Here is a 26,279-nt window from a genome sequence, read left to right on the forward strand (position 1 = left end):
CCCGAAAGGAACTCCCATGCGCTCCCGCGCTCTGCCTGCCCTGGGACTGCTCGGCCTCGGCGCCACCGCCCTCCTCGCCGGCTGCACCGGCTCCGCCGACGCCACACCGGCACCGGACCCAGCTGCCCCGATCACTTTCGCCACCACCCCACTCGGCGACGACCCGGCCGCCACCAACCCGGTCGAGGCGTTCGCCGACCTCGTCGCGAAGGAGACCGGGCGCGAGGTCGAGGTCGTCGACGTGCCCGACTACACCGCCGTCGTGGAGGCGCTGCGCAACCACCACGTCGACATCGGCTTCATGAGCGGCTTCCCCTCGGCCCTCGCCGTCAACACGGGTGAGGTGGACTCCCTCGTCGCCTGGCCCGGCAACGACGACCCGGTCTCTACCTGCCTCGTGCTGGACGGCTCGCCGCTGAGGTCGCTGGACGACATCACGCCCGAGACCGTGGTCGCGTTCGCTGACCCGGCCTCCAGCTCGGGCTACTTCATGCCCGTGGCGATGCTGCACGAGGCCGGGCTGGAGAAGGACACCGACTACAAGGCGATGTTCTCTGGCGGCCACGACATGAGCTTCATCGCTCTCAAGGAGGGCGATGTCGACGTGGCCTGCACCTCGACGATCATGCCGACGATGGCCGGCCAGGACAACGGGATGTTCCCGTTCGAGAAGGGCGAGACCCGGTCCATCGGCGAGAGCGCCTCCATGCCCGTGGCCGTCACCGTCCTCGCCGACCAGCAGATCGCCGACGACAAGCGAGAGCTGCTCGCCGAGGCGCTGCCGAACGTGTTCGTCGAGGAGAACGCCGAGTCGCTCGGCGCCATGTTCGAGGCGATGCAGGGCACCGAGCCGGTCGTGGACCCCGACCCGTCGATCTTCCAGCCCTTCGTCGATATCGCGGCCATCGCCGACGTCGACATCTCCGACCTCGGCTGAGCGGCGGACCACCATGACGACTCCAGCGCTGGATCAGGCATCGCCACGGCACACCTCGCCGCTCGTGACCGTACGCGACCTCGCGGTCGCCTACGGCGACGGTCCCCTGGTGCTCGACGGCGTCGACCTCGACCTGCATCCCGGCGAGATGGTGGCGCTGCTCGGCGCGTCAGGCTCGGGCAAGTCAACCCTCATGAAGAGCCTCACGGGATTCGCGCCCATCAACAGCGGCACCGTGCGCGTCGTCGGCGTCGACATGACGGACCTACGCCGCGGCCGGCTGCGCCACGTCCGCGCGTCGGTGGGCCAGATCTTCCAGCAGTTCAACCTCGTCGGCCGGCTCAGCGTGCTCACCAACGTACTCACCGGCGCCCTGCACGACGCCGGTGCCATCAACCTGGTCGGCGGCTTCTCCACCGCGCACCGCAAGCGCGCGATGGAGCTGCTCGACCGCGTCGGGATCGCGTACAAGGCGACCGACCAGGCCCGCACGCTCTCGGGCGGGCAACAGCAGCGCGTCGCGATCGCGCGGGCGCTCATGCAGCGGCCCCAGCTCATCCTCGCCGACGAACCAGTCGCCTCGCTCGACCCGACGATGTCGCAGTCGGTGCTCGACCTGCTGCACGAGATCGCACGCGAGGACGGGATCCCCGTGCTCGTGAGTCTGCACGTGCTGCCGCTCGCCCTCGAGCACTCGGACCGGATCGTGGGCCTGCGGCACGGCGAAGTACTCGTCTCCGCCCCGACCGCACAGCTCGACGCGGCTGCGCTCGACCTGCTCTATGCCCACGACGACAGGGAGGCCGGCCTTGTCCAGGATCTCGTCTGAACCCACCGTCCACGAGACCTCTCGCCGTGAGAAGCCGGCCACGCGACCGCAGCTCGATACGCGCGAGCGCACCCGGCTGGAACGCGCCGTCAACGTCCCCCGGGCGCGTTTCCTGCTCGGCATCCCGGTCGTCGTCGTACTGATGGTGTGGTCGTTCGTGGGCGCCGAGTTCGACTTCGCCAAACTCGGCGAGGGTACGACCAACATGGGTGACTTCCTCCTGCGCCTGTTCCCGCCCACCTGGGACAAGCTGCCCACGATCGTGGAACAGCTGATCGAGACGCTGCAGATGGCGATCGTCGGTACCGCGCTCGGTGCCGTCCTGTCCCTCGTCGTCGCCTTCGGGGCGGCATCGAACATCGCCCCGCGCTGGCTGTACTACCCCACCCGTTGGGTCATGAACATCATCCGGTCGTTGCCCGACCTGGTGTTCGCGCTCATGTTCGTCTCGGCTGTCGGCCTGGGCCCGTTCGCCGGCATCCTCGCCATGACCGTCGGCTCCGTCGGCTCCATCGGCAAGACCTTCGCCGAGGCCATGGAGGCGGTCGACGCCGGACCCGTCACCGCCGTGCAGGCCGTCGGCGCCTCCCGCCGCCAGGTCGTCCAGTACGGCGTGCTGCCGCAGGCCGGACCCCTGCTCGTCTCCTATACGCTCCTGCTCTTCGAGGGCAACGTGCGCGGCGCGACCATCCTCGGCATGGTCGGCGCCGGCGGCATCGGACTGGAGCTCACCACCGCCATGAAGATGTACGACTACGGACATCTGTCCGCCATCGTCCTCTGCATCATCGTGCTGGTCACGGTCATCGACCAGGCCAGCGCCGTCATCCGAAGGAAGATCACATGACAGTCACCCGCACCACACCCGTAGTCGTCCCGCTCAGCGCACCCGTCAACCTCCGCGACCTCGGCGGCATCCCCGTCGCCGGCGGAACCGTACGTGAAGGGTTCGCGATCCGAGCCGACGACCTCTCGATAGTGACCCCCGAGGTCGCCGACGCCCTGGTCGTGGCGGGCCTGCGCACCGTGATCGACCTGCGCTCGTCCGACGAGGCCACCATCACGGGTCGCGGCCCGCTCGGCGCTCGCACCGGGGTCAACTACCACCACGTGCCGTTCATGGCCGACATCGGTCAGGCGAGCGACGTCCCTCTCGACCAGCCTGCGTTCGAGCAGGCCACATTCGAGCGGATGTACGTGCGGATGTACGAGGGTGCCGCCGGGCAGATCGTCACCGCGCTCGCGATCATCGCGCACGCGCCGGGCACCGTGGCGTTCCACTGCGCGGCCGGCCAGGATCGCACCGGGGTGCTGGCGGCAGCGATCCTGCTCGTGCTCGGCGCCGAGGGGGAGGCCATCGTCGCCGACTACACCCGTACGGGCGAGAACTCGGCCGCGATCATGGAACGCATTGCGCCCGTCATGACGCCGCTCATGAAGAAGTTCGGCTACGACCTCGACGCCGCCGCCCGCTCGGCGATGCGTTCGGAGTTCTCGCCAGAGCCCATGCACGGGCTGCTCACGGTGCTTGCCGAACGCCACGGTGACCCCCTCGCGCCGCTGCGCGCGGCGGGGCTCACCGACGACCTCGTCGCACGCCTGCGGGAGCGGGCGCTGACGACCACCGGCGCGGCGTAAGCACCGTGGGAGGCACCACACCTGCCCCGCCCGGGGCCGCGGCGGACCGCCGCGGCCCCGGCCGCCCGCGGTCCGAGGGCCACGACCAGCGGATCCTCGACGCCGCCGTCGAACTCATGGAGCGCGGCGAGGAGATCACGGTCAGCCGCGTCGAGCAGCTCAGCGGCCTGGGCCGGGCCGCCATCTATCGGCGCTGGCCGAGCATGACCGACCTCGTCGCGGCGGCGCTGGACCGCGGCCGCGAGCCATATGTCATCCCGCTCGACGGCGACCTGCTCCAGAACGTGCTGGACATCTACACCGCGTCGTCGGCCGGTGCGCGGGAGAAGTACCCCGAGGAGCGGTTCCGCCTGCGCCTACGTCTGGCCATGACCGACCGCAGGCTCGCACAGGCCTACTGGAGGTCGCACGTCGCGCGCCGCCGCAGCGGGATGGTCGCGGTGCTGCGCGCCGGGATCGACCAGGGTGTCCTGCGCCCCGACATCGACATCGACGCCTGCATCGACCTCATCAACGGGGTCTTCTACTACCAGTTCGTGGTACGAGGCGTGACTCTCGAGGACCCCGAAGCCATCGCCCGCTGCCAGGAAGCCATCCGCGTCGCATGGCGTGGCATGGCCCAGGAACCGGGTCCCTGAGTGTTGCCCCGGCCTCGGTCGTCGGCGCGATCGGCAGGGCTCGCACAGGGCTCCGTGACTACGACCTTGCCGTGGTCGTGCCCACGGACCGCAGCACCGGTACGACACCGTGCTCGTCGATCGTGCCGGTGACCTCGTCGGCGGCGTCGCGCAGGACCGCAGGCGAGTGCCCCATCGCCACGCCGCGCGCCGCCCAAACAATCATCTCCAGGTCGTTGACGCCGTCACCTACCGCCACTGTCCGGGCAGAGTCTGCGCCAACTTGCTCGCGGATTCGTTCGAGCCCCGTCGCCTTGCTCAGGTCCCGGGGCGTGACGTCGACCCAGTCCGACGCCGCAGGCACCGGCGTGACCCCGAGGGAGCGCAGGGGTTCGACAAGCCGGGCCACACCGTCGCCCCGCAGGATCGCGCGGGTTGCGGGCACGTCCCACAGCTCGGCGTCCGGGACCTCCCGCTGCTCGCCGTTCACCGAGCTGGGCTCGAAGGGGCGCGTCACCCGGTAGCCCCAGCCGATCTCCTCGACGCCCACCTGCACCGCGGGGACCAGGGCGCGGGCACGGCGGATCACCGGCTCCACGTCGAATGTGTGCACCGTGTCGAGCTCGTAACCGCCCGGCTGGCCGGCGTCGAGCCGAGCCACGACGGCGCCGTTCGACGCGACCACCCAGCCCATGTCGATGCCGAGCTGGCGGGCGACGGGCAGCACGCCCGCCAGCGAGCGGCCGGAAGCGAGCACCACGTGGTGCCCCGACTGCCGCACGTCGGCGACCGCCGCGACCGTCTCCTCCGGCACGGTCCCGCGGTCCTTGAGCAGCGTGCCGTCGATGTCGAGGGCTATCAGGGCTGCGCCGACCGTGACGTCTACCGCGCGAACATGGCGGATGGATCCCTGAGCGTCGTCGGTCCTGGGCGAAGGCACTGTCGTATCCGTCATGCCCCTCAGACGCACGGCGATCGTCGATGTCACACCACTTTCACCACGACTTTCGGCCAGGAGCTCGGGGTACACCGAGGCCCATCGACGGAACATCCATGTGGACAAGTTCTCGGCCGTAGGAGAGCCCCCATCGATTCGTTGAGGTGTCGATGGTCGAGGGTCTTGTCCACCCACCTCTTGAAGTCGTCAAGGTCGCGATGGTCGCGCACGAAACCGGGACCGTCGCCGCCGTCGGCGCCTCGGCCCTGCTGGGCACGCCCGCCGCCGGTGCCGCCCCGTCCGCCGGCCCGGGCACGGACCGCGTCGCACGACGTTCACCGTGCGACTGGCGCACCACGGCGACGACGGACATGATGCGCTCCCCGGGTAGCGCGGTTGCCGTACGGCGCGGCCAACCCAGTGGTGCCCCGCGTCGCGAGAACAGCGGCCGCACCCAACCAGAGGGCGCCCACGATCCACGGCGAGCCGACGCCGAGCGCATCCGCGCCCCGAGCGGCCACGTTCGGTACACCCAGCCGGTCGAGCAGCCAACCGGTCGCGGCCACCGCCGTGACCACGGCGGCCGTCACACGCATCGGCCCGTAGGAGCGGGTCCGTGCGAGCACGACCAGCGGTGGGAGCACAATCAGGACGACGACAAGCTGCATGATCTCGATGCCGAGGTTGAAGCCGAGCAGGCTCAGGCCGAGCTGTGTTCCGGACAGGTCCATCGAGGAGAGCGTCGTCGAGAACGCCATCCCGTGCACGAGACCGAAGACCGCCGCGACGATCGGTTCGCGCCCCGGAAAGACCGGACGGACGGCGTGTGCTGCTGCGACGAGGATGCTTGCGGCGATCAACGCCTCGACCGGTTGCTGCGGCACCGGCAGGCCCAGGGTGCCCAGGACGAGGGTCACGGAGTGCCCGACGGTGAATGCGATGGTGATGGTCGTGATCCGGCGCACGGCGGTGCCGGTGGGCGCGGTCCTGTTCCACCGGCCGCCCGCCGCGAGCAGGGGCGCGGGCAGCAGCAGGGTGAGCAGGAACAGCTGGTGGTCGGTGCCCTCCGCGATGTGCGAGACGCCGAGCCGGACCATGCCGGCGAAGCCCTGCCACATGCTCCCGTCGTCCAGGTCGACCTCGAGCGGCGCGACCTCGCCGGTACGGGTATCGAGCGTGATCGTCCCCAGGTCGCGCACGGACTCGACCTGCCCGGCAGACCAGTCGCTGTGGAGCGTCACGAAGATGTCCGAGGTGATCACCTGGTGGATGATCGCGTCGTAGACGAGCGTGAAGGCGCGCATGCGGTCAGCACTCGGCGGCACGAGCGTCAGCTCAGCGGTGACCGACGGGAACGCACCCGTTCCCCACTGCTCGGTCCGGGTCGCCGCGAGGTCGTCGACCTCGACCGTCCATGGCTCGCCGTCCGACGTCAGGGCAACGTGCTGGCGCAGGTAGGCGTTCACCTGGGCTGACGTCGACGCGCCGAACGTACCGTCGGGTAGCGCGATGCCGCTCGCCGTGGCGAGGTCGGCCGCGGGCATCGTCACCGTCGCGGTGATGTCGGACTCGTGGACGTCGAGCTCGATCGTCGTGGCCGGTACGACATGTGCCGCCGCGGGGGCGACCGAGAGCAGGAGGACCGCACCGGAGACGGCGAGGATCGCGAGCCGACGCATGGTCAGGACGTGAGGCCGCCGTAGTCAGCGGTCTTGTCGCGCCACACCGCGTGGGGGTGGGCGCCGTCGAGGATCACGCCGTTCTGCATGGAGAACTCGATCCATACCGACGGGCCGTCGATGCGGACGTAGTCGCCGTTGTTCTCCATCGCGATGTCACCCGTGTACGCCACGTACGTCTCGTCCAGCTCGTCCTCGTACTGCGCGAGGATCGTCTGGGCGTCCCCGTCTGCCAGGTCTCCGACATAGGTCTCGATCGCGGTCAGCAGCAGAGCCTTCTGGTCGTCCGTCAGGTCCGAACCGACCAGGCCCTCGGACGACTCGGGGAACGCCCAGTCCTTACCGGGGCCGAGCAGGATGTCGTTGAACGAGTCCGACAGGGTCGCCGTGGTGAGCTGGTCGTCGTCGAGCGACGCAAGAAGCTCGGCGAACGCGGCCCGTTCCTGCTGCTCGGGGATGACGGTGTCGCCGTCGACCTCGACCTCGTCCATCGGCTCGATCCCGCGGAAGGACGGCGTCGCCCCGACCAGGGCGCCGTCGGTGTAGGTGTTCGACACGGCGAGATGGTGGCCACCGAACTGCAGCTCCCAGGTGCCGGACGCGGAGGGAGTCCCGAGGAACGCGACGAAGAAGTTGCCCCGACCGTAGTCGTCACCACCGCCGTTGTCGCCCAGGTAGTCGTCGGCCTCCAGGTGCTGGACGATCTCGTCGTAGCCCTCGTTCTCCGCGGTACCTGTCGCACCGGCGAGCAGATCCTCCAGTGCGGTCCACTGCTCGTCGGTGAGCGTGCTCGTCTGAAGGCCTACCCGGCCGGTGCTGTTCGAGCCGCCGCCCGGCCCACCGCCCATGCCGCCGGCCAGGAGCGCGTTGGGGAGGTTCGACCAGTTGGCCGCGTTCTCGAAGGTGTAGTCCTGGTTCAGTGCGGAGAGCTGCTCGTCGTCGAGCGTCGCGGCGAACGCCTCGGCAAGGGTGACGACGTCGGCGCCCGCCTCGGAGGAGGCCGTCGCTGACGCGGTCGACGAGCTCGAGGCTGATGCGCTGGTCTCCGCCGAACCCGCGGAGGTACCGTCCGAGCCGGTACATCCGGCCAGTGACACGGTCAGTCCGACCGCCAGCACCTTCCACGCCGCCGTGCGGCGGGGCCGCTTCGCACGCCCTTGCCTGGTCTTCATGCATCTGAAGATACTTCTCGGTCCGCGGGACCGCCCGTGCAACGTCAGACCCGTCCGTCACAGCCCGGTGGGCGCGCGACACAATGACCTCATGAGCACCCCTCGTCGCCCTGCCGCTCCAAGCTTCTCCGCACTCAGCCCGCAGGAGAGGGAGCGTCTGAGCGAGCAGCTCCGTGAACGGGTCTACGTCACTTTCGCCATGCTGGCGGTCATCCTCACGCTGCTCGGTCACACGCAGGATCTGACCGTGGGGGTCGCCGCAGGGTCGTTGACCATCACGGCCGTGGGCACCGTCACCGCCGCCTGGCTCGCCGAGCTCATCGCACACCTGGCCGCACATGGCAGGTTCCCCGGCCGGAGCCACCTCGCCGCCATCACACGGACCAGCGCAGACGCGCTCCTGACACTGGTCCTTCCGCTGGTGTCCCTCGCAGCGGCGGGCCTCGGCTGGTGGACGCTCGACGTCGCACTCCGTATCGGAGTCGGTGCGCTCATCGCCACGCTGGTGCTCATCACCTGGCTCGGCATTCGTCGCACCAGGCTGTCCTGGCCGGCGAGGCTCCTGGCCCTGGGCGTCCTCGCCGTCCTCGCGCTGGGCGTGGTCGGCCTCAAGCTCCTCGCGCACGGCTGACACAGGACGTGCCGGGCATGCCGCGGGGTTCCAGGTGGTCTTGACGTCGATTTAACGGTGCGTTGCGGCGCGGCTGATCCGGCCTGGCCGAGTGTGGTGTCCGTCAGCAAGACCACACCCCGGAAGGCAGCACTCATGAACCTCAGGATTCGTAGGGCACTCGCGATCGGGCTGTTCGGCCTGGCTCTACCCGTCAGCGCATGTTCGGCCATTGCTGCGCAGAGCGGCACGCAGACCGTCGTCGAGGAGACCACCGACACGTCCGGCACCGACGGCGACGCTGGTTCGAGTGAGAGCACGACGTCCGAGGACAGCACCACCAGCTCCGATGCGGCCTCCAGCACCTACGTCGACGGCACCTACTCGGCCGAGGGTAGCTACGTGTCCCCGGCCGGGACCGAGACGGTAGGTGTCGAGCTGACGATCGCCGACGGCGTTGTGACCGCCGTGACCGTCACGCCCGAGGCCACCGACGGCACGTCCGCGCAGTACCAGGAGCAGTTCGCCGCGGGCATCGCCGACGAGGTGGTGGGCGTCGCGCTGGACGAGCTCGATGTGGACAAGGTCGCTGGTTCCTCGCTCACCTCCGGCGGCTTCGAGGCGGCCGTCGCGCAGATCGCGGAGCAGGCCAGTGCGTGACGCGACCCGGACCGCACCCCCGGCAGCACCGGCCCGCCTCGAGTTCGAGGCGATCGGGACCCGGTGGATCATCGACACCCCCGCCCCGCTGCCGGTCACGACGCAGGCGGAGGTGCGACGCGAGATCGCCGCTTTCGACGCCACCTGGTCACGGTTCCGCACCGACTCGTTCGTGCACGACCTGGCCCGCAGACCCCGCAGGCATCACGTCGACGCCGACGGCGCGGCGATGCTCGGTCTCTACGCCGCGCTCGCGCCGGCGACCGAGGGCGCGGTGAACCCGCTGGTCGGTCATGCCCTGGAGGACCTGGGGTACGACGCCGGCTACACGCTGAAGCCGAGCTCGTCAGGACGCGGATCGGTGCCGGCCTGGCCCGCGCTGGGCTGGGACCCCGCCACGTCGACCGTCGATCCGTCCGCACCGGTGCTGCTCGACGTCGGTGCGGTCGGCAAGGGACGCCTCGTCGACCTGGTCGTGGGCGTACTGGAGGCCGCCGGGATCGAACAGTTCACCGTCGACGCCGGCGGAGACATCCGCCAGGTCGGCAGCCGCGGGCTCCGTGTCGCGCTGGAGCACCCCGGCGATGCGCGCCGGGCCGTCGGCGTGGTGCGCCTGCCTGCCGGCGGGGGCGCGGTGTGCGCGTCGGCGACCAACCGGCGCGTCTGGGGCGACCGGCTGCACCACATGCTCGACGCCCGCACGGGCCGGCCCACCTCGGACATCGTCGCGACGTGGGCCGTCGCCCCGACGGCAATGCTGGCCGACGCCGCCGCGACCGCCGCGTTCTTCCTCGACGCCGACGCCGTCCGGGAGCTCCTCCCGGTCACCGGCCTCGTCCGGATGCCGCGTCGGGGCCCGCTGCAGGCCGGCGGGATCGACGGGCAGGTGTTCCTGTGACCCCCGTGATCACTCGGCCGTCCGCCCGCGCCACCGCGCCCGCGGCGACCACCGCCGCCGCCCGCCGGGTCGGTCTCCCGGCCCGTGTCGACGCGATCTTGAGCCGGGTCTCGATGTACGTCCTGGTGCTGGTCGTCCTGGGGACGATCGCGGTCACGGCTACCGTGCTCGCCGCCTGGGGAGCGCTGTCGACCGACCCGCTAGCGATGGTCGCCAGTGCCGCCATCGCCCTTGCGGCGACCTGGGCCGGGACCGCGGTGGGCGCCCGGTTCACGGGCGCCCGCCCGCATCCCGGTTCCTGGGCGATCACCGGGCTCATCCTGTTCCTGCTGCTGTGGCCCGACCTGACTCCCGCCGCCCTCGGCACGGCTGCGGTCGCGGGCCTGGTGGCTGGCCTGAGCAAGTTCGTCCTGGCCTGGCGCGGGCGGCACGTGCTCAACCCGGCCGCGGCCGGAGCGGTCGCCGTCGGACTGGTCGGGCTCGTCGTCCCGGACGTCGGCTCGGCCCTGTGGTGGGTCGGCAGCGCCACACTGCTGCCCGTGGTCGCGGCCGGTGCGCTGCTGGTGCTGTGGCGCACGCGTGGGTTCGGCTTCGCCGCCGCGTACGCCGTGCCGGCCTGGGCGCTGACGACGGCCGGCTACCTGATGCTCGGTACACCTCTCGGGGACGCCGCGTGGTGGGCGCTGAGCGCCGGCCCGATCGTGTTCCTGGCCGGGTTCATGCTCACCGAGCCGCTGACCGCACCGCCGCGGCGGGCGCAGCGAGCCGCCGTCGCCGCGGTGGTCGCGGTCGGATCGGCGCTGCCGCTCCTGGTGGGAGTGCCGGTGACCCCGAGCTCGCGCTCGTGGCAGGGAACGTCCTCGCCTTCGTGTTCGGCCAGCGGCGCGCCGTCGTGCTCAGGCTGCAGGCCGCGCAGCGGCGCGGAACCCTGCTCGACCTGCGGTTCGAGACCACCGCGCCGCTGCGCGCCAGGCCCGGGCAGTACCTCGAGATCGACGTCCCGTCGGCCGGGCGAGATGCCTGCGGCCGGCGCCGTGTGCTCTCGCTCGCGTCGGACCCGGCCTCGGGCCAGGTGCGCCTGATCACCCGGGTCGGTGAGCAGCCCTCGGCGTTCAAGTCGGCGCTGGCACGTCTCGCTCCTGGTGACGAGGTACGCGCCACCGGCGTGGCGGGTGACTTCCTCCTGCCCGGAGGCCCGGATGTCTCGAGAGAGATCCCGGGACGCGGGCGGCAGACCAGACGCCCCCGGCTCGCGCTCGTGGCCTCTGGCATCGGCATCACGCCGTTCCTCGCCCACCTTGCCAGGCCGCTGCCCGGCCGCGACATCGTCCTGGTGCACGGGGTGCATGACGCCGCGGAGCTGCCGCTGCCCAGCGAGGTGCCCGGAGCATCGCGGGTGGTCGCGGTGGTGCCGGCCGGAGCGCCGGGGTGCGGCCCCCACGGGCCGGTGCTGCGTGACGGCAGTGCCCTGCCCTCGGGCTGGACGTGGGTCGACGGAAGCCTGGAGGCCGACGGCATGCTCGCTGCAGCGGCCCCGGGGCTCTCCGACCGCGAGCTGATGGTCTCCGGACCGCCGAGAACGGTCGAGACGGTGCGGCGCCAGGCGCGAGCCGCGGGCGTCCGGCGGGTGCGCACCGACGTCTTCGTCGGCTCATGATCGGTAGCTGCGGCGGTGCATGATCGCCAGAACGTCCCAGCCTCTCGGCGCCTGAAGCGCAGGGGTGAGCACGTCCATCGGGTCCGACAGCTCGCCTCAGGTCAGGGCAAGGTCACCTGTCCAGCAGTGTGGCGACCTTGGTGGCGGTCTCCTTGGCGGATCCGGGGTTCTGCCCGGTGACAAGGTTGCCGTCATCGACGGCATAGGACACGAACGGCAACCTGGCCTTTTCGTAGAGCGCGCCGCGGCTCCTCATCTCTTCCTCGGCGTTGTACGGCACGAGCTTGTCCACCCTTGCCAGGACCTCCTCCTGCCAGGCGAACCCGGTGACCTTGCGCCCGGCGACCAGATGGGAGCCGTCGGACAGCGTGGTGTTGAGCAGGCCGCAGTAGCCATGGCAGACGGAGGAGACGATCCCGCCGCTCTCCCAGATCTCCCGGGTGACGCGCTGCAGGGGCTCGCTGTCGGGGAAGTCGTACATGACGGCGTGGCCGCCGGTGAGGTAGATGGCGTCGAAGCCGGCGGGGTCGACGTCGTCGAGGCTGGCGGTGTCCCCCAGGAGTGCCATCCGGGCTGGGTCGTCGTGCCAGGCCTTGGCGGTCCTGTCGTAGCTGGGAAACTTCAGCGACCGCGGCTCCAAGGGCACGCTACCGCCCTTCGGGCTGACGATGGTCTGCTCGTAGCCGTGTTCAGCGAAGACGTGCCAGGCGTGTGTGAGCTCGGACAACCACAGCCCGGTCGGGTGGCCGGGGTCGTCGTAGTGGCCGACGTTGGTGACGACGTTGAGGATGCGCTTCGTCATGGGCGTGCTCCTGACGGGTGGTGACGGTCAGATGTGCGGCCGGTCGGCGCGCCACCGGGCAGGGCGAGGATCGCGGCGACCGACGCTCGCACGCGGCCGGCCACCTCGTCGCCCGGCTCGGGCCGGAGCTTGCCGTCCAGGTGGAGGAACGCCAGGCCATGAGCCAGGCCCCACAGCGCAGTGGACAGGCTCGTGGGATCCGCAGCGGGGAACAGGCGCACGACGGTCTGCTCGAGAACGGCGTGCAGACCCTGGGACGCCTGGACTCGCTCGCTGTTCGCGTCGTCGCACTCGTTGCCGAACATCAGCCGGAACATCGCCGGGCGCTGCAGCGCGAACGAGACGTACGCCACCCCGAGCGCGGTGATCTCGTCCACCGCATCCGCACCCTCGGGGAGCTCGGCCGCAGCCTGACGCAGGCCCTCGCGCATGCGCTCGAACCCTTCGACCGCGACCGCCGCGTCCAGGGAGCCACGGTCGGCGAAGTGGCGGTACGGGGCCGTCGGAGAGACACCCGCACGGTGCGCGACAGCGCGCATGGAGAACGCCTCCCCCGCCTCCAGGGACTCGATCGCCGCCGCGATCAGTGCGGCACGAAGGTCGCCGTGGTGATAGCTCGCCCGTGAGGTCGATGTTGACACTGCTTACTTCGCCTCCTACGCTGATGTGTGCACCGTCAACATTATCGTACGCAAGACCACCATCGGCCGCGCCCTGGCCCCAGGGGCGGCCGGCGGAGGTCGGAGGATCACATGCAGACAATCTTGGGCGCGAACGGCCAGATCGCCGTCGAGCTAGCTCGGGAGCTGGGACGCGAGCACACGAACGATCTCAGGCTCGTCAGCCGCAATCCGCACAAGGTCAACGACTCCGACACCCTGGCGCGTGCCGACCTGCTCGATGCCGAACAGACGGCTGCGGCCGTCGAGGGCAGCAGCATCGTCTACTTCACCGCCGGGCTGCCGGCGAACACCGCACTGTGGGAGAAGCAGTTCCCCACCATGCTCAAGAACGCGCTGGAGGCGACCCGCAACGTAGGCGCGAAGTTCGCGTACTTCGACAACACCTACATGTACCCGCAGGACGACCGCGTCCAGACCGAGGACACGACTTTCGCGCCGGTGGGACGCAAGGGCAGGGTCCGCGCAGCGATGGCATCGATGGCACTCGAAGAGATGGCGCGGGGGGACATCCCGGTCCTTGTCGCCCGAGCTCCCGAGTTCTACGGTCCGGGCCGGACCCAGAGCATCACGAACTCCCTGATCGTCGACAACCTCAAGGTCGGCAAGAAGCCGCGCGTGCCGGTGCGCGACGACAGGATGCGGACGCTCATCTGGACGCCCGACGCGAGCCGCGGACTAGCAGTCCTGGCCAACACCCCGGACGCCTTCGGGCAGACCTGGCACCTCCCGGTCAGCAACGACCGGCCCACCTACCGGGAGTTCGTCGCCATGGCGAGCGAGGTCTTCGGCCGAGACCCTGGACACACCGTGCTCCCCAAGTGGGCTCTGCAGGCGGCCGGCCTCGTCTTCGCGCAGGTCCGCGAGCTCGGGGAGCTGCTGCCGCGATACGAGCACGACAACCGCTTCGACTCCACGAAGTTCAAGGCGCGGTTCCCGGGATTCGAAGGCACCAGCCATCGCGCCGGACTCGAGACGATCCGAGCGGAAACGGTGGCCGGACCGACCAGGACGCGTCGAAGCCTGGCCGGGTTGTAGCCGGATACGGACTGAAGGCGACCGGCCCGTCAGGTGGTGCCGAGCTCCAGGCGGACGGTCGACCACGGAGGCTCGGACCGCACCTCGAGGCGTCCTCCGGTCGCCTCCGCGCAGGCACGGGCGATGTCGAGCCCCAGGCCCGTCGAGCCACGGTCGCTGCGCCCTCGCTCGAGAGCAAAGGCAGGCAGGCCAGGCCCCTGGTCCTTGATGTCGACGCGGACCGTGCCACCGTCCCCCCGGGTAACCTCGGCGGCGACCGGGCTACCGTCCGGCGTGTGCGCAGCCACGTTCTCGAGCAGGGCGTCCAGCGCGGCAGCGAGATCCTCCGCCGCGCACCGGACCGGCCACGTCCCGGGCGGGGCGGCGAACGTCGTGACCCGTCCCTGGTCCTCCAGCAACGGGGCCCAGAAGCCGAAGCGCTCGCGAGCCACGGCCGCGGCGTCGCACCGGGGCGTGGCGCCCTCCCGCTGAGGCCGCCGGGCGGCCCGGATCACGGCGGTCAGGGTGCGCTGCAGCTGCGCGACGTGGTCCTCGAGCTCCGTCCGGGCCGGGGAGTCGGGCAGGGACTCGACGTCGAGCCGGACCGCGGTCAGCGGGGTGCGCAGCCGGTGGGAAAGATCGGCAACCGTCTCGCGCTCGGTCCGGAGCAGCTCCTCGATACGCGTCGCCAAGCCGTTGAGCGCGGCCCCGACGCGGCGGACCTCCGGCGGTCCCTCGTCCGGGACGCGGGCGCCGAGGTCGCCACGGCCGAGCCGGTCGGCCGTGTCCGCGACTGTGGCCAGCGGCCGGGCGATGCGGCGAGCGACCAGCACGGCCGCCACGGCGACGACGACCAGCACCGCGAGCCCGGCTCCGCCGATCGCGCCGAGCCGGGTCAGGGTCTGCAGCCGAGCCGTCGAGGACGGCACGAAAGCGCACACCGTGACGTCACCGGCTGACGACCGGGCTGCGAGCGTCACGAGCCGCCCACCGTCGATCTGGTCGGGCGGGCTGTCCTCCGGCCCACGACCCGGACCGCTGCCGTCGCCGTCGCCGTCGGGAGCGGCTTCGACGGCGGTGGCGACGCACTCGGGCCGCTCGGCGCCCAGGGCCGTGCCGTCCGGGAGCAGAACGGTGACCTCCGCGTCGTCGCGCTCGTTGGTGAGCGTGACGAGGTCCTCGAGGTCTGTCGCGGTACCGCTGCTGTTCTCCGCGGCGTCGGCGACGGACTGTGCGGTGATCTCGGCCCCGCGGTCGGCGTCCTCGCGCGCGTCCTGCGACACCACCAGCACCGTCGGCACGGTGAGCAGCAGCAGGACGGCGACGGCGGCGCCGATGCCGAGCGTCAGGACGCGTGCGCGCAGGCTGAGGCTCACGACCTGCTCGCCGGGTCCACCAGCTTGACGCCGACACCGCGCACGCTGTGCAGGTATCGCGGCTCCGCGGCGGTCTCACCGAGCTTGCGCCGTAGCCACGACAGGTGGACGTCGACCGTGCGGTCCGCGCCGCCCCACGGCAGCTGCCACACCTCGGCCAGCAGCTGCCGCTTGGACACGACGGCGCCGGCCCGGGTGGCGAGGGCGAGCAGCAGGTCGTACTCCTTGCGGTTGAGGTCGAGCTCGCGGCCCGCGAGGGTCGCCGTGCGTGCCGGCGGATCGATCACGAGCTCGCCCACCACCACCCGGTGGTCCGTCGCCGCCTCGCCCGGGGCGGTCGAGCGCCGCAGGACGGCGCGTACCCGCGCCATGGCCTGTGCCGCCGAGAACGGCTTGACGAGGTAGTCGTCCGCTCCTGCGTCGAGCAGCCGTACCACCTCGGCGTCGTCGTCCCGCGCGGTCGCGATCACGACGGGGACGTCGCTGGTGGCGCGCACCATCGTCAGCACGTCGGAACCGTCGAGGTCCGGTAGGCCCAGGTCGAGCATGACGACGTCCGGGCGGTCGGTGGACAGCGCCCGGATCGCCTCGACCGCCGACCCGACCGCGCTCACGGTCGCACCCTGCTCGACGAGCCCGCGCGTCAGGGACGCCCGGATGGCCGGGTCGTCCTCGACGAGCAAGATCGTGGGCATGTCCGCAGAGTAGCCCGGGAGCGTCACGCCGCCACCCGGTCGCGGTCCGGCGCGACGCGCTGGTGCACCAGGGCTGCGGCGGCGACGGCCGCCAATCCCGCGACGACGACCCAGGGGCGGGCGATCACCGCCTCTTCGAGCCCCGTCAGCGGGTTGGCGAGGACGCCGAGCCGGTCCAGTGCCCACCCGGCCGCCGCGACCAGCGCGATGATGGCGCCGGTCAACCTCGCGGGGGTGTACCAGCGGGTGCGCGAGAGGACGTACAGCGCCGGGAACGTCAGCGCGATCGTCACGAGCTGGGCCAGCTCGATACCCACGTTGAACGCGAGCAGCGCCGTCCAGGAGGCGGTGCCGTCCAGACCGAGGTCTGCGAGGATCCCGGCGAAGGCCAGACCGTGGACGAGGCCGAACCCGGCGGCGATGACGCTCTCGCCCCGGCGGACCAGCGGACGGACCGCGTGCGCGGCGGCCACGGCGACCGACAGCGCGATGAGCACCTCGACCGGCCCGCTCGGCACGTTCACCCAGCCCATCGCCGCCGCGACGAGCGTCACCGAGTGGCCCACGGTGAACGCCGTTGCGATCCGGACCACCGAGCCCAGCGACCGGGCCGCGGACTTGCCGGCGGCCCAGCGGCGGCCGGCCACGAGCAACGGCGCCGGTAGCAGGAGCGCCAGCAGGAAGAGCAGATGGTCCGCGCCGTCGAGCACGTGGTGGAACCCGTACCCGATCATGTCGAGGACGCCCGTGCTCGCCTCGGTCGTGCCCACGGCGGCCGAGGTGACGTCACCTACGGTGACGCTCCCGCCAGCCTGGTCGATCACCCCGGCCGTCGAGATGTCGCCCGAGGCGTCGGTGAGCACGACGACGACCTCGTGCCCGTCGACCGCCTCCACCACACCGTCGTAGGCGAACGTGAAGGACGACGGGTCGGCATCTGCCGCGTCGGCCGAGACGTCGACCGTGAGCGAGTCGATGCCCTCGACCGACTCGACCGTCAGGTCCGAGAAGGACTCGGCCCACACCGAGCCGTCGGCACCGGTCACCGTCAGATGCTGTGCGAGGTAGTCGGTGACCTCGTCGGTATGCTCACCGAGCGAGCTCGGGTCGGTGGCCAGGGTCGTTCCGAGGGCGTCGTCGAGCGCTGCGAGGGCGATCGTGAACGAGGTGTCGACCCCGTCCTCGCCGACCACGACCGAGGCGGTGGTGCTGTCGAGCGAGTGCGCCTCGACCGACGTAGGGAAGAACAGGGTCAGCGCGAGCGCCGCCACCACCAGGGTAGCGGCGGCGCGCCGGACGATGCGCAGGAGGTGGCTCATGTCGGACCTCGCGCGGCGGGTGCCGCTCAACCCTCGTAGTTGACGCGCTCGGTGAAGGCGTCGACCAGCTGCTGGTGGTAGTCCTCGGCCTGTGCCTCGTCGATCACCCCGTCCTCCAGCGCCTGGTCGATCACGGGCTGGAAATAGTCCACCAGTGCGTCGATCAGTGTCTGCGGGTCGATGCCGAGGTCCTCGGCGACCGTGGCCAGGTTCTGACCCGAGTCCATCCGGACGTGGAGCTCGTCGTGGCTGATCGCGAGCACCTCGTCGAGCACCGTCTCGATCGGCTGGTGGCCCCGGTGGATACCCAGGTTCGCGTCGCCGAGCGCGGTCTCGATCAGCGCGTCCAGGTCGTCGGTGGACGTGGCGACGGTGTCTGCGCCCGCCTCACCACCTGGCCCGGCTCCGCCCTCTGGCGCAGCCCCTTCAGGAGCAGCCGGTATCCCTGAATCGTCGGACTCGGTCGTGGAGTCCTCGGTGCTGGTGTCCGTGGTGGACTCGCTGCTCTCGGTGCTGGTCGTGGCAGTCTCCGTGCTGCTCTCGGCCACGAGCGCCGAACAAGCGGTGAGCGGCAGCATCAGGCCGAGCAGGCCGATCGCGACCGCCTTGCGGATCTTCGTCTTCATGGGGCTGTCCTCCGAGTGGTCGTCCTTGGTGGTGGAACCACACTCGGCGAGGACGGCTCAGCCGCACCGCAACGCTTCATCAAATCGCTGATAAATCCGCCTGGGTGCCCGCCGCGGCGCGGCGCGGCAGTCATTCGGCCACGACCGGCCCTATCGCTCAAGGGCTCGGCTGCTGACCGGACTCGCTCTCGGTCACGGCGTCGCCGTGCTGGCCGCGCTGCTGCTGTCCACGTGGCCCGGCCGGGCGAGGGCGGCCAGCAGGTCCGTCAGGGCGGGCAGCGCGTCGAGTGCGGCAGTGCGTATCGCCGGAGGCGCCTGCTTGAGCCGACCGGCCCAGAACTCATGGATCTGAGCGAGATGCTCCTCCGCGAGGGGTGTCGCCACGATCTCGACCGTGCGCCCGTCACCCGTCGGGTGGTCACGCACCACCAGCCCGCGACCCTCGAGCGCGCGCAGTGCCGTGCTCACGTTGCTGCGCGCGAGACCTGTCGCCTCGGCGATGCGAGACGGTGACGTGCGCGGGGTCTGGTGGATCGCGCGGATCACGGCGACGTCCGTGCCCGTCATGGGCACGATCCCCCGGAGCCCCGCGGACCGGAGGTCGAGATGGCGGCACAGCTCGATCACGACGTCGGCCAGAGCAATCAGGCCAAGGGTCACGTCCTCGTCGGGCGTGACGGTGATCTCGTCGGACATGGTCACATCCTAAGTCGGCAGAGTAGTTATACTTTCATAATCACCACCGAGCTCTCGGGTCCCCCGGGTTTCTCGCTGCCGCGCGGACGCTGACCGCTCGCCCCGCACCGCACCGCACCATTTCCAAGGAGACCATTGAGCACCGCGACCTCGTCTGCCCCTCGGAAGTCCGCCGAGCCGCCCGTACGTACGCCGCTGCGCGGCCGACCTTGGCTCACGCTCATCGGCGTCGCCTTCGGACTGTTCCTCGTCGGCCTCGACGCAACCGTCGTGTCGATCGTCAACCCGGCGATCGCCGCGGACGTCGGAACCACATTCGCCCAGCTGCAGTGGGTCACCCACAGCTACCTTCTCGGCCTCGCCGCCACCTTGATCCTGGCCGGCAAGCTCGGCGACAGGTACGGACACCGCACGCTGTACCTCGTCGGCCTGGTCCTGTTCACGCTCGCCTCGGTCGCCATCGGACTGTCCACGACCGCCGGCGGCCTGATCGCCTTCCGCGTCGCGCAAGGTGTCGCGGCGGGCATCCTCATGCCGCAGACCCTCGCTTTCCTGCGGGCCACGTTCCCGCGCGAGAAGTTCGGCATGGCTGTCGGGATCTGGGGCGGCATCTCCTCAATCGCCATCGCTGTCGGCCCGACGCTCGCCGGGGCGCTGGAGTCCGTTCTCGGCTGGCAGTCCGTCTTCTTCGTCAACGTGCCTGTCGCCGCCGTCGGCCTGGTCTACGGGCTGTGCCTCCTGCCGCGGACCAGCTTCCCCGCATCGGGGCGCTTCGACGTGCGCGGCGTCGTCGTGCTCGCGGCGGGCCTGGTCGCCACGGTCTTCGCGATCGTGCAGGCCGAGACCTGGGGGTGGGGCGACCTGCGCACGCTGGGGCTGCTTGCCGCCGGCATCCTGGTGGTCGTGGGCTTCATCGCCCTGGAGTCTCGTACCGAGGCCCGAACCGGCGACGCGCTGCTGCCCCTGTCACTGTTCCGTGGCACCTCGGTCGGCACCGGCGGCCTCATGATCGCCACCAACTTCTTCGTCCTCATGGGCGTCACGTTCGTGCTGCCCATGTACTTCATCAACCTCCGCGGGGCCACGGGCCTGGAGGCAGGACTGATGCTGCTACCGATGTCCGCGGTCTCGATCGTCTCGGCGCCCGTCGGTTCCGTCCTCGTCACGAGGATTGGCACACGCGCGACCGCGGTCCTCAGCCTCGGGCTGAGTGTCGTGGCCCTGCTCGCGCTCCTGACCGTCTCCGCGACGTCGCCCTATGTGGTCACCGCAGTCGCTTTCGTGGTCCTCGCGATGGGTACCGGCATGACGATCACGGCAGGCGCCGAGGCGATCGTGGGGTCCGCCCCCGTCCACCTCGCCGGTGTCGCCGGTGGCTTCCAGTCCACCTGCATCCAGATCGGCGGCGCCGTCGGCACCGCCGTGATGTCCGCCGTCGTCGCGGCCAACGTGCACTCCGGCACCACGTCGCTCGGTCTTGGCGAAGCTGAGCTCCAGGGTCTCGCGCAGGGTTCCGTGCCCGCGGGCCTGGACGCGGGGGCAGCATCGCTCGCCGAGGGCGCCTACGTCTCCGGCATGCACGCCGCGTTCCTCGTGGCTGCGGCCGTGGCGGCAGCCGTCGCCGTCGTCGCGCTCATCACGCTGCGCGGAGCTCGCCGGGCCACCGGGGGGCAGGTCGTCACCGAGACGGTCGAGGGCCAGGCCGGACACGCCTGAACCCGCGGTTGCCTGCCCGGGGCACGCGCACGCCGTCGGCCCCGCCCTCCTCGTGGGGCGGGGCCGACATGGATCATACGAATGGGTCGGGCGTGAGTGTGTACTTGGTCTGGAGGTACTCGTGGATGCCCTCGGTGCCGCCCTCACGACCCAGGCCGGAGAGCTTCCAGCCTCCGAAGGGCGCCGAAGCATCGGAGACGACGCCGACGTTGAGGCCCATCATCCCGGTCTCCAGCCGTTCGACCATGCGCTGCCCACGTGCGAGGTTCTCCGTGTAGACGTACGAGACGAGCCCGTACTCGGTGTCGTTGGCGATCCGGACTGCCTCGTCTTCGTCGTCGAACGGCACGATCGCCAGCACCGGGCCGAAGATCTCCTCACGCAGAATCGCGCTGCCGGGCTGGACGTCGGAGAGCACGGTCGCGGCGAAGAACGCCCCAGGGCCGTCGACGGCGCCGCCACCCGCACGCACAGTGGCACCACGGCCCACGGCGTCGTCGACCAGCTCGCCCGTCCTGACGACGGCTCGCTCGTCGATCAGCGGACCGATCGTCACCCCGTGCTCCGTGCCGCGGCCGGTGCGGAAGGCTCCCACACGTTCGGTCACGCGGTGGGTGAACTCGTCGACGATCGACCGGTGCACGATGATCCGGTTGGCGGCGGTGCAGGCCTGGCCGATGTTGCGGAACTTCGCCGCGATCGCACCGTCGACCGCCCGGTCGAGATCCGCGTCGTCGAACACGACGAAGGGCGCGTTGCCGCCCAGCTCCATCGACGTGCGCAGCACACCGGTCGCCGCCTGCGCCAGAAGCTTCTGGCCCACCGGCGTCGAGCCGGTGAACGACAGCTTGCGCAGGCGCGGGTCACGGATGATCGCCTCCGAGACCACGCCCGTCCTGGTCGTGGTGACGACGTTGACGACGCCGTCCGGCACGCCTGCCTCGTGCAGGATCTGGACCATCGCGAGCGTGGTCAGCGGAGTAAGGGCCGCCGGCTTGATCACGACGGTGCACCCGGCCGCGAGCGCCGGGGCGACCTTGCGGGTGACCATCGCCAAGGGGAAGTTCCACGGGGTGATGAGGAAGCACGGCCCCACGGGGTGGTGGGTGACGACCATGCGGCCCGTGCCGGCTGGGTTGGGGCCGTAGCGGCCCTGCACGCGGACCGCTTCTTCGCTGAACCAGCGGAGGAACTCACCGCCGTAGGCGACCTCGCCGCGGGCCTCGGCGAGCGGCTTGCCCATCTCGATGGTCATCAGCAGGGCGAGCTCTTCGGCTCGCTCCTGTACCAGGTCGAACGCACGGCGGAGGATCTCGGCGCGTACCCGTGCGGGCGCGGCCGCCCAGACTGGGAATGCGTCGCATGCGGCGTCGAGGGCGGCGGTGCCGTCCGCGACGGTCGCGTCCGCGACCTCCTTGACACCCTTGCCGGTCGCCGGGTCGTGCACGTCGAACCGTGTCCCGTCGGTGGCGGGCCGCCACCGTCCGCCGATGAACAGGCCGTCCGGCACCTTGGCCAGCAGCCTGGCCTCGTGGTCGACGTTCATCGGGCTCTCCTTCGTCATCGTTCTCCTGCTTCTGGTGTCTTGAGCACGGCGAGCAGGTCGCAGTGGACCAGCGCGCCGCCGTTGAGTCGGGCCGCCACGACCTGGCGGGCCGGGCGGTGTGCCCGCTCGGGGAACATGTCAGTCCACTCGCGGTTGAGTGCAGTGCGGTCTCCGGGTTCGGCGAGCCAGAACGTCATCCTGAGGATGTCGTCGGTGCTGCCGTCTGCGGCAGCCAGCACAGCGCGGACGTGCGTGAACACGTTCGTGCACTGGTCGGCGAGCGTCTCCGGCATGGCGCGGGTCACCGGATCGCGGCCCGTGAGCACGCCGGTGGCGAGAAAGGGTCCGATACGGCTGGCGACCGGCACGGGATTCGCGTGCGCGAACCCGGGCAGCTCGATGCTTTCCCTGATGACCATCGCTCAGGGCTCCGCTACGACGCGGTTCTCGAGGGCGCCGAGGCCGTCGATCTCTGCGCGCACGACGTCGCCGACATTGAGGAACCGGCCCGTCGGAGCGCCGATCCCGGACGGTGTACCGGTGGCGATGACATCTCCCGGCATCAGCGTCATCACCTGCGTGAGGTAGGCGATCTGCTCGTAGATGTCGTAGATCATGTCGTCGGTGGTCCAGTCCTGGCGCACCTCGCCGTTGACCGTCAGGCGCATGCGCAGAGCCAGCGGGTCTGCGACTTCGTCGTCCGTGGTGAGCCAGGGCCCGAGCGGGCCGTGGGTATCGAACGACTTGCCGAGGGTGAACGTGGGCGAGCGCTTCATGAGCCAGTCGCGCACGGAGACGTCGTTCGCGACGAGGTAGCCCGCGATGACGGAGCGCGCGTCTGCCGGGGCCACGTGCCGGCAGCGCCGGCCGATGACGACGGCGAGCTCCACCTCGTAGTCGAGCTCGTCGGAGACCGCAGGCTTGTGGATGTCGTCGCGTGGTCCGACGATGCACGAGACCTGCTTGTTGAACCAGAGCTGGCTGGTCGGGATCGGGATGCCAGCCTGCCGGGCCTCCTCGGCGTGCTCGCGGTAGTTCATGCCGATCCCGAGGTATTTCTGGGGATCGTCGACCGGCGCCTCAAGTACGACGGCGTCGAGTGGGTGCCGTTCACCGCCGGCCGTCAGGATGGCGTCGCGGAGGGAGTCGAGCACGGGCAGGATCGCGCGCAATGACGTCCCCACACCGGGCACGTCGGAGATGTCGGTGATCGTGTCGCCGTCGACCAGGCCGAGCCGGGTCGGGCCGGTGCCGACGTGGAATCGTGCGATCTTCATCGTTCCTGGTCTCCCTCTTCTGCTGTGTCTTGTGCTGTGTCGTGCGCCCCGGCAGCGTCTTCCTGCTGCGAGGGCAGGGCGGGCCAGACCTGTTCCCCGTCGGGTGTCATCTGAAAGCTGATGAACCGCCAAGCTCCGTCGGCGCAGCGGCACAGCACCTGGGTGGCGACGCCACCCAGAACCCGCTCCCCGCCGCCCGGGGCCCGCATACGGTTGGTGAGCCGTCCCGTGATCACCGCGACGTTCCCGACGAGCCGGACGGAGAGCTCGCCGCGGACCATGTCGAGGTAGGCGCGGTGTGTCTCCACGTGCTCAAGCAGCTGTGCTTTGGTGTGCGTCAGGCCGGGCGCGTGGATGTGCACGAGCGAGTCGTCGTAGAGGTCGTCGAGGGCGGGCAGGTCGACGTCGATCAGGGCCTGACGCCGGCGCTCCTCGACCGCGAGCAGCTCCGCCCGGGTTGCGGCGTCGGCCGTCACGACGGCGCTCATCGGGTCTCCCCCGCGCGCTCCCAGGTACGGAACCCGGTGGCCTGGCCCGACTCCCAGCCCGGCCGGGGCTGGCCGACGAGCTTGTGGTACTTGCTGAAGATCTCGTCGGCCTCGGCCAGGGGAAGAATCTGCTCGATGTCCTCGAACGGCTGCCCCTCGGTGCGGTCCTCGACAATCCGCCGGATCACCTCGTAGCCCTCGCCGCGGTGTGCCATGACGATGCCGTTGACCTGGTCGATGCGTGCGGCCTCGAAGGCCTTGAGCGCCTCGTGCGGGTCGTCGTGCGTGGCGAGCGCCTCGGCCAGCGCGCCGCCGTCGACGATCGCCTGGCACGCGCCGTTGCCGCCGCGCGGGTACATGGCGTGCGCCGCGTCGCCGATGAGCACCACACGTCCGTCGACCCAGGTCTCCAGCGGGTCGTGCCGGATCAGCGGGAAGAGGTAGACCTCACGCGCGTCGCGGAGCATCTGCTGGACGTCGAGGAAGTCGAGCTCGAACTGGTCGTAGTAGCCGATGATCTCCTCGACGGCCCCGAGCTGGTTCCAGTCCTCGACGGACTCGGTGCGGGTGGCCTCGACCACCCAGTTCACGAGCGTCTTGCCGGTGCCCTCGAAGTCATCGGCGATCGGGTAGACGATCATGCTGGAGCTCTGCGGGGCGCCGATGTGCAGGATGGTGTGCCCGTCCCGGAACGGCTCCATGAGCGTGGTGCCACGCCACATGGTGATGCCCGAGTACACCGGCTCGGACATCCCGGGGTGCATCTGTGCCCGTACGGTCGACTTGATGCCGTCGGCGGCGACCACGACGTCGGCCCTGACCGTGCCCTCGGTGCCGTCACCGTGGCGGACGTCGAGCGTGACGCCGTCGGCGTCCTGCGTGTAGCCGAGGCAGCGCACGCCGGTAACCACGGCGTCCTGGCCGAGCCGTTCGAGCACCGTGCGATAGAGCAGCATCTGCAGGTAGCCGCGGTGCACGAACCGCTGCTCGTACAGGTACCCCATGTGCACCCCGCATAGCTCGGCGTAGATCTCCTGGCCGTACTTGTTGTAGAAGATCGACTCCTTGGCGTCGACGGAGATGGCCCGGAACTCCTCGAGCAGCCCAAGTTCGTCGAGCTCCTTGGCGCCGTACACCTTGACGTCGATGCCTACGCCGAGCGGCTTCAGCTCGGTGACGCTCTCGTAGATGCGGGGGCGGAAGCCCTGCTGGTGCAGGCGCAGCGCGGCGGCCAGGCCTGCCGGGCCGGCTCCGATGATGGCGATGTCGAGCATGATGTCCTCGTTCTCTGGTGGTGTCGTGGTCATCGACGGTCCAGGCGGTCCGGCACGGCCTGGTCCTCGACCGGGGCTGCCTGGGGGAACTGCTCGCGCAGGAACCGGGCCGTCGCCTCCCACGCCCGCGCGGCGCTGCGGGGGTGATAGGCGACGACGTCGGGGTTCGGCGAGTTCTTGGCCTTCGGGCTCGTGAAGGCGTGCTTGGTCCCGCTGTACAGGTCGGCCTCCCAGTCGACGCCGAAGCGGCTCATCGCCGTCTCGAGCGCAACCCGCTGGGTGGCGGTGGCCATCGGATCGTCCGCGCCCGTGCACAGCAGCACCCGGACGCCCGAGCGTGCCACGGACCAGTCCCCCTCGGCGTCGAGGAGGTCGAGACCGCCGTGGATGCTGACGACGCCACGCACGTCCCCACCTGTGCGCAGGTACTCCAGCGCGGAGGACCCGCCGAAGCAGTAGCCGAGCACGGCCAGGGCGGACCCGTCGACCTCCGGCTGGGCGGTCGCAGCGGCATGCGCCGCCGCGACCCGCCCCATCCAACGTCTCCGGTCGCCGACCATGCTGCCGAGCAGCGGCCTGATCTCCGCCTCGGTCGCAGGCTGGGTCCGGTCGCCCCAGACGTCCGCGGCGAACACCGCGAAGCCGAGACGCCCGATCCGGCGGGCGACCGCGAACATCTCCTCGGAGAGCCCGAAGGCGTCGTGGATCAGCAGGACCCCGGGCGCGTTCCGAGCGCCTGGCACCGCGCACAGGGCACCGACCATCCGGGTGCCGTCGTGCTCGTACTCGACATCCCGCGTGAGCAGGTCGTTCATCAGCCACCTTCCGTCTGACAGAGGTTCGAGGGAGGTGGCCGCAGGCCGGCGTGGCAATCTGTGCTGTCGCCGGTGACCGCTGGACTCTCGCTCGACGTTGAAGCGTGGCGGCATCGTAGGATCATTTCCTACACGATTTCAAGTGTGAACCGTCCGCTCCGACGACGCTTCTACTCCATCAATTCTGGGGAATGGCTGAATTTCAGGGCCTGCTGGTCGAGTTTGGCGCTCGCGGAGAGAACGACCCTTGCCGCCCCTGCGTCGATCTGCATATGATTTCCCACACGATCCGTCCCTGTCCGGGCACGCAGAGGTGCT

At 70.6% G+C, this 26,279-nt stretch carries 28 protein-coding genes; 12 read left to right on the forward strand and 16 right to left on the reverse strand.

Annotated elements, in window-relative coordinates:
- The first annotated feature begins 16 nt into the window (after nucleotides 1-16).
- The 5 genes from phnD to ACNYC2_RS16740 are packed head-to-tail and all read left to right on the forward strand — an operon-like array spanning nucleotide 17 to nucleotide 4,042.
- Entirely contained in the window at nucleotides 17-937 is a 921-nt protein-coding gene (phnD, locus tag ACNYC2_RS16720; protein WP_419702868.1) for a phosphate/phosphite/phosphonate ABC transporter substrate-binding protein, read from the forward strand.
- Nucleotides 938-950: 13 nt separating this feature from the next.
- On the forward strand, nucleotides 951-1,766 hold the full coding sequence (gene phnC / locus ACNYC2_RS16725; RefSeq protein ID WP_419702869.1) for a phosphonate ABC transporter ATP-binding protein: 816 nt from the start codon (nucleotides 951-953) through the stop codon (nucleotides 1,764-1,766).
- Nucleotides 1,747-2,613: a phosphonate ABC transporter, permease protein PhnE gene (gene phnE, locus ACNYC2_RS16730; RefSeq protein ID WP_419702870.1), complete on the forward strand. Its 867-nt coding sequence runs from the start codon at nucleotides 1,747-1,749 to the stop codon at nucleotides 2,611-2,613. Before phnC ends, phnE begins: the two co-directional genes overlap by 20 nt.
- Nucleotides 2,610-3,404, forward strand: a complete 795-nt coding sequence (locus ACNYC2_RS16735; protein WP_419702871.1) for a tyrosine-protein phosphatase — start codon at nucleotides 2,610-2,612, stop codon at nucleotides 3,402-3,404. Before phnE ends, ACNYC2_RS16735 begins: the two co-directional genes overlap by 4 nt.
- 5 nt (nucleotides 3,405-3,409) lie before the next feature.
- Nucleotides 3,410-4,042, forward strand: coding sequence for a TetR/AcrR family transcriptional regulator (locus ACNYC2_RS16740; RefSeq protein WP_419702872.1), 633 nt, complete (start codon nucleotides 3,410-3,412; stop codon nucleotides 4,040-4,042).
- A 58-nt stretch (nucleotides 4,043-4,100) separates the two neighbouring features.
- On the opposite strand, the gene ACNYC2_RS16745 is transcribed toward ACNYC2_RS16740, so the two are convergent.
- From ACNYC2_RS16745 to ACNYC2_RS16755, 3 genes are all read right to left on the reverse strand, one after another.
- Nucleotides 4,101-4,961, reverse strand: a complete 861-nt coding sequence (locus ACNYC2_RS16745; RefSeq protein WP_419702873.1) for an HAD family hydrolase — start codon at nucleotides 4,959-4,961, stop codon at nucleotides 4,101-4,103.
- Nucleotides 4,962-5,293: 332 nt separating this feature from the next.
- Nucleotides 5,294-6,637 (reverse strand): HupE/UreJ family protein, encoded by a 1,344-nt coding sequence (locus ACNYC2_RS16750; protein ID WP_419702874.1) that lies wholly within the window; start codon nucleotides 6,635-6,637, stop codon nucleotides 5,294-5,296.
- 2 nt (nucleotides 6,638-6,639) lie between these two features.
- Nucleotides 6,640-7,809: a DUF3500 domain-containing protein gene (locus ACNYC2_RS16755; protein WP_419702875.1), complete on the reverse strand. Its 1,170-nt coding sequence runs from the start codon at nucleotides 7,807-7,809 to the stop codon at nucleotides 6,640-6,642.
- A gap of 91 nt (nucleotides 7,810-7,900) precedes the next feature.
- On the opposite strand from ACNYC2_RS16755, the gene ACNYC2_RS16760 reads away from it, so the two are divergent.
- The 5 genes from ACNYC2_RS16760 to ACNYC2_RS16780 all read left to right on the forward strand — a co-directional run bounded on the left by ACNYC2_RS16760 (nucleotide 7,901) and on the right by ACNYC2_RS16780 (nucleotide 11,634).
- Nucleotides 7,901-8,440 carry a hypothetical protein gene (locus tag ACNYC2_RS16760; protein ID WP_419702876.1) on the forward strand — a complete coding sequence of 180 codons (540 nt, stop codon included), beginning with the start codon at nucleotides 7,901-7,903 and terminating at the stop codon, nucleotides 8,438-8,440.
- Nucleotides 8,441-8,575: 135 nt separating this feature from the next.
- A complete protein-coding gene (locus ACNYC2_RS16765) occupies nucleotides 8,576-9,079 on the forward strand; it encodes a hypothetical protein (protein ID WP_419702877.1) in 504 nt (167 codons plus the stop codon).
- Entirely contained in the window at nucleotides 9,072-9,977 is a 906-nt protein-coding gene (locus tag ACNYC2_RS16770; protein WP_419702878.1) for an FAD:protein FMN transferase, read from the forward strand. The genes ACNYC2_RS16765 and ACNYC2_RS16770 overlap by 8 nt, the downstream gene beginning before the upstream one ends.
- Nucleotides 9,974-11,059, forward strand: a complete 1,086-nt coding sequence (locus ACNYC2_RS16775; protein ID WP_419702879.1) for a hypothetical protein — start codon at nucleotides 9,974-9,976, stop codon at nucleotides 11,057-11,059. Before ACNYC2_RS16770 ends, ACNYC2_RS16775 begins: the two co-directional genes overlap by 4 nt.
- The gene (locus ACNYC2_RS16780) at nucleotides 11,014-11,634 is read left to right on the forward strand and encodes a ferredoxin--NADP reductase (protein ID WP_419702880.1); all 621 of its coding nucleotides are present in this window, start codon (nucleotides 11,014-11,016) and stop codon (nucleotides 11,632-11,634) included. Before ACNYC2_RS16775 ends, ACNYC2_RS16780 begins: the two co-directional genes overlap by 46 nt.
- Before the next feature lie 112 nt (nucleotides 11,635-11,746).
- Here the strand turns inward: ACNYC2_RS16780 and ACNYC2_RS16785 are convergent, their stop codons facing one another.
- Nucleotides 11,747-12,436: a type 1 glutamine amidotransferase domain-containing protein gene (locus tag ACNYC2_RS16785; protein ID WP_419702881.1), complete on the reverse strand. Its 690-nt coding sequence runs from the start codon at nucleotides 12,434-12,436 to the stop codon at nucleotides 11,747-11,749.
- Nucleotides 12,433-13,077: a TetR/AcrR family transcriptional regulator gene (locus tag ACNYC2_RS16790; RefSeq protein WP_419702882.1), complete on the reverse strand. Its 645-nt coding sequence runs from the start codon at nucleotides 13,075-13,077 to the stop codon at nucleotides 12,433-12,435. Before ACNYC2_RS16790 ends, ACNYC2_RS16785 begins: the two co-directional genes overlap by 4 nt.
- Before the next feature lie 111 nt (nucleotides 13,078-13,188).
- Between ACNYC2_RS16790 and ACNYC2_RS16795 the strand changes: the two genes are divergently transcribed.
- Entirely contained in the window at nucleotides 13,189-14,154 is a 966-nt protein-coding gene (locus tag ACNYC2_RS16795) for an NAD-dependent epimerase/dehydratase family protein (RefSeq protein ID WP_419702883.1), read from the forward strand.
- A gap of 29 nt (nucleotides 14,155-14,183) precedes the next feature.
- Here ACNYC2_RS16795 and ACNYC2_RS16800 read toward each other — a convergent pair whose 3' ends face one another.
- From ACNYC2_RS16800 to ACNYC2_RS16820, 5 genes are all read right to left on the reverse strand, one after another.
- Nucleotides 14,184-15,509, reverse strand: a complete 1,326-nt coding sequence (locus tag ACNYC2_RS16800; RefSeq protein WP_419702884.1) for a HAMP domain-containing sensor histidine kinase — start codon at nucleotides 15,507-15,509, stop codon at nucleotides 14,184-14,186.
- A complete protein-coding gene (locus ACNYC2_RS16805; RefSeq protein ID WP_419702885.1) occupies nucleotides 15,506-16,204 on the reverse strand; it encodes a response regulator transcription factor in 699 nt (232 codons plus the stop codon). Before ACNYC2_RS16805 ends, ACNYC2_RS16800 begins: the two co-directional genes overlap by 4 nt.
- A gap of 23 nt (nucleotides 16,205-16,227) precedes the next feature.
- The gene (locus ACNYC2_RS16810; protein ID WP_419702886.1) at nucleotides 16,228-17,523 is read right to left on the reverse strand and encodes a HupE/UreJ family protein; all 1,296 of its coding nucleotides are present in this window, start codon (nucleotides 17,521-17,523) and stop codon (nucleotides 16,228-16,230) included.
- Nucleotides 17,524-17,549: 26 nt separating this feature from the next.
- Nucleotides 17,550-18,149 carry a hypothetical protein gene (locus ACNYC2_RS16815; protein WP_419702887.1) on the reverse strand — a complete coding sequence of 200 codons (600 nt, stop codon included), beginning with the start codon at nucleotides 18,147-18,149 and terminating at the stop codon, nucleotides 17,550-17,552.
- A 192-nt stretch (nucleotides 18,150-18,341) separates the two neighbouring features.
- Complete coding sequence (locus ACNYC2_RS16820; RefSeq protein ID WP_419702888.1) at nucleotides 18,342-18,845, reverse strand: MarR family transcriptional regulator; 504 nt, start codon at nucleotides 18,843-18,845, stop codon at nucleotides 18,342-18,344.
- A gap of 135 nt (nucleotides 18,846-18,980) precedes the next feature.
- On the opposite strand from ACNYC2_RS16820, the gene ACNYC2_RS16825 reads away from it, so the two are divergent.
- Nucleotides 18,981-20,561, forward strand: coding sequence for an MFS transporter (locus ACNYC2_RS16825; protein ID WP_419702889.1), 1,581 nt, complete (start codon nucleotides 18,981-18,983; stop codon nucleotides 20,559-20,561).
- Nucleotides 20,562-20,634: 73 nt separating this feature from the next.
- Here the strand turns inward: ACNYC2_RS16825 and ACNYC2_RS16830 are convergent, their stop codons facing one another.
- Genes ACNYC2_RS16830 through ACNYC2_RS16855 form a run of 6 tightly spaced genes read right to left on the reverse strand, consistent with a single transcriptional unit; the run spans nucleotide 20,635 to nucleotide 25,961 of the window.
- Nucleotides 20,635-22,125 carry an NAD-dependent succinate-semialdehyde dehydrogenase gene (locus ACNYC2_RS16830; RefSeq protein WP_419702890.1) on the reverse strand — a complete coding sequence of 497 codons (1,491 nt, stop codon included), beginning with the start codon at nucleotides 22,123-22,125 and terminating at the stop codon, nucleotides 20,635-20,637.
- On the reverse strand, nucleotides 22,122-22,526 hold the full coding sequence (locus ACNYC2_RS16835) for a RidA family protein (protein WP_419702891.1): 405 nt from the start codon (nucleotides 22,524-22,526) through the stop codon (nucleotides 22,122-22,124). Before ACNYC2_RS16835 ends, ACNYC2_RS16830 begins: the two co-directional genes overlap by 4 nt.
- Nucleotides 22,527-22,529: 3 nt before the next feature.
- Entirely contained in the window at nucleotides 22,530-23,384 is an 855-nt protein-coding gene (locus ACNYC2_RS16840) for a fumarylacetoacetate hydrolase family protein (protein ID WP_419702892.1), read from the reverse strand.
- Entirely contained in the window at nucleotides 23,381-23,872 is a 492-nt protein-coding gene (locus ACNYC2_RS16845; protein ID WP_419702893.1) for a nuclear transport factor 2 family protein, read from the reverse strand. Before ACNYC2_RS16845 ends, ACNYC2_RS16840 begins: the two co-directional genes overlap by 4 nt.
- Nucleotides 23,869-25,179 carry an FAD-dependent monooxygenase gene (locus tag ACNYC2_RS16850; RefSeq protein ID WP_419702894.1) on the reverse strand — a complete coding sequence of 437 codons (1,311 nt, stop codon included), beginning with the start codon at nucleotides 25,177-25,179 and terminating at the stop codon, nucleotides 23,869-23,871. Before ACNYC2_RS16850 ends, ACNYC2_RS16845 begins: the two co-directional genes overlap by 4 nt.
- Nucleotides 25,176-25,961 (reverse strand): dienelactone hydrolase family protein, encoded by a 786-nt coding sequence (locus tag ACNYC2_RS16855; protein WP_419702895.1) that lies wholly within the window; start codon nucleotides 25,959-25,961, stop codon nucleotides 25,176-25,178. The genes ACNYC2_RS16850 and ACNYC2_RS16855 overlap by 4 nt, the downstream gene beginning before the upstream one ends.
- Nucleotides 25,962-26,279 lie beyond the last annotated feature (318 nt).

The organism is Promicromonospora sp. NFX87, from assembly GCF_048564965.1.
GTDB lineage: Bacteria > Actinomycetota > Actinomycetes > Actinomycetales > Cellulomonadaceae > Promicromonospora.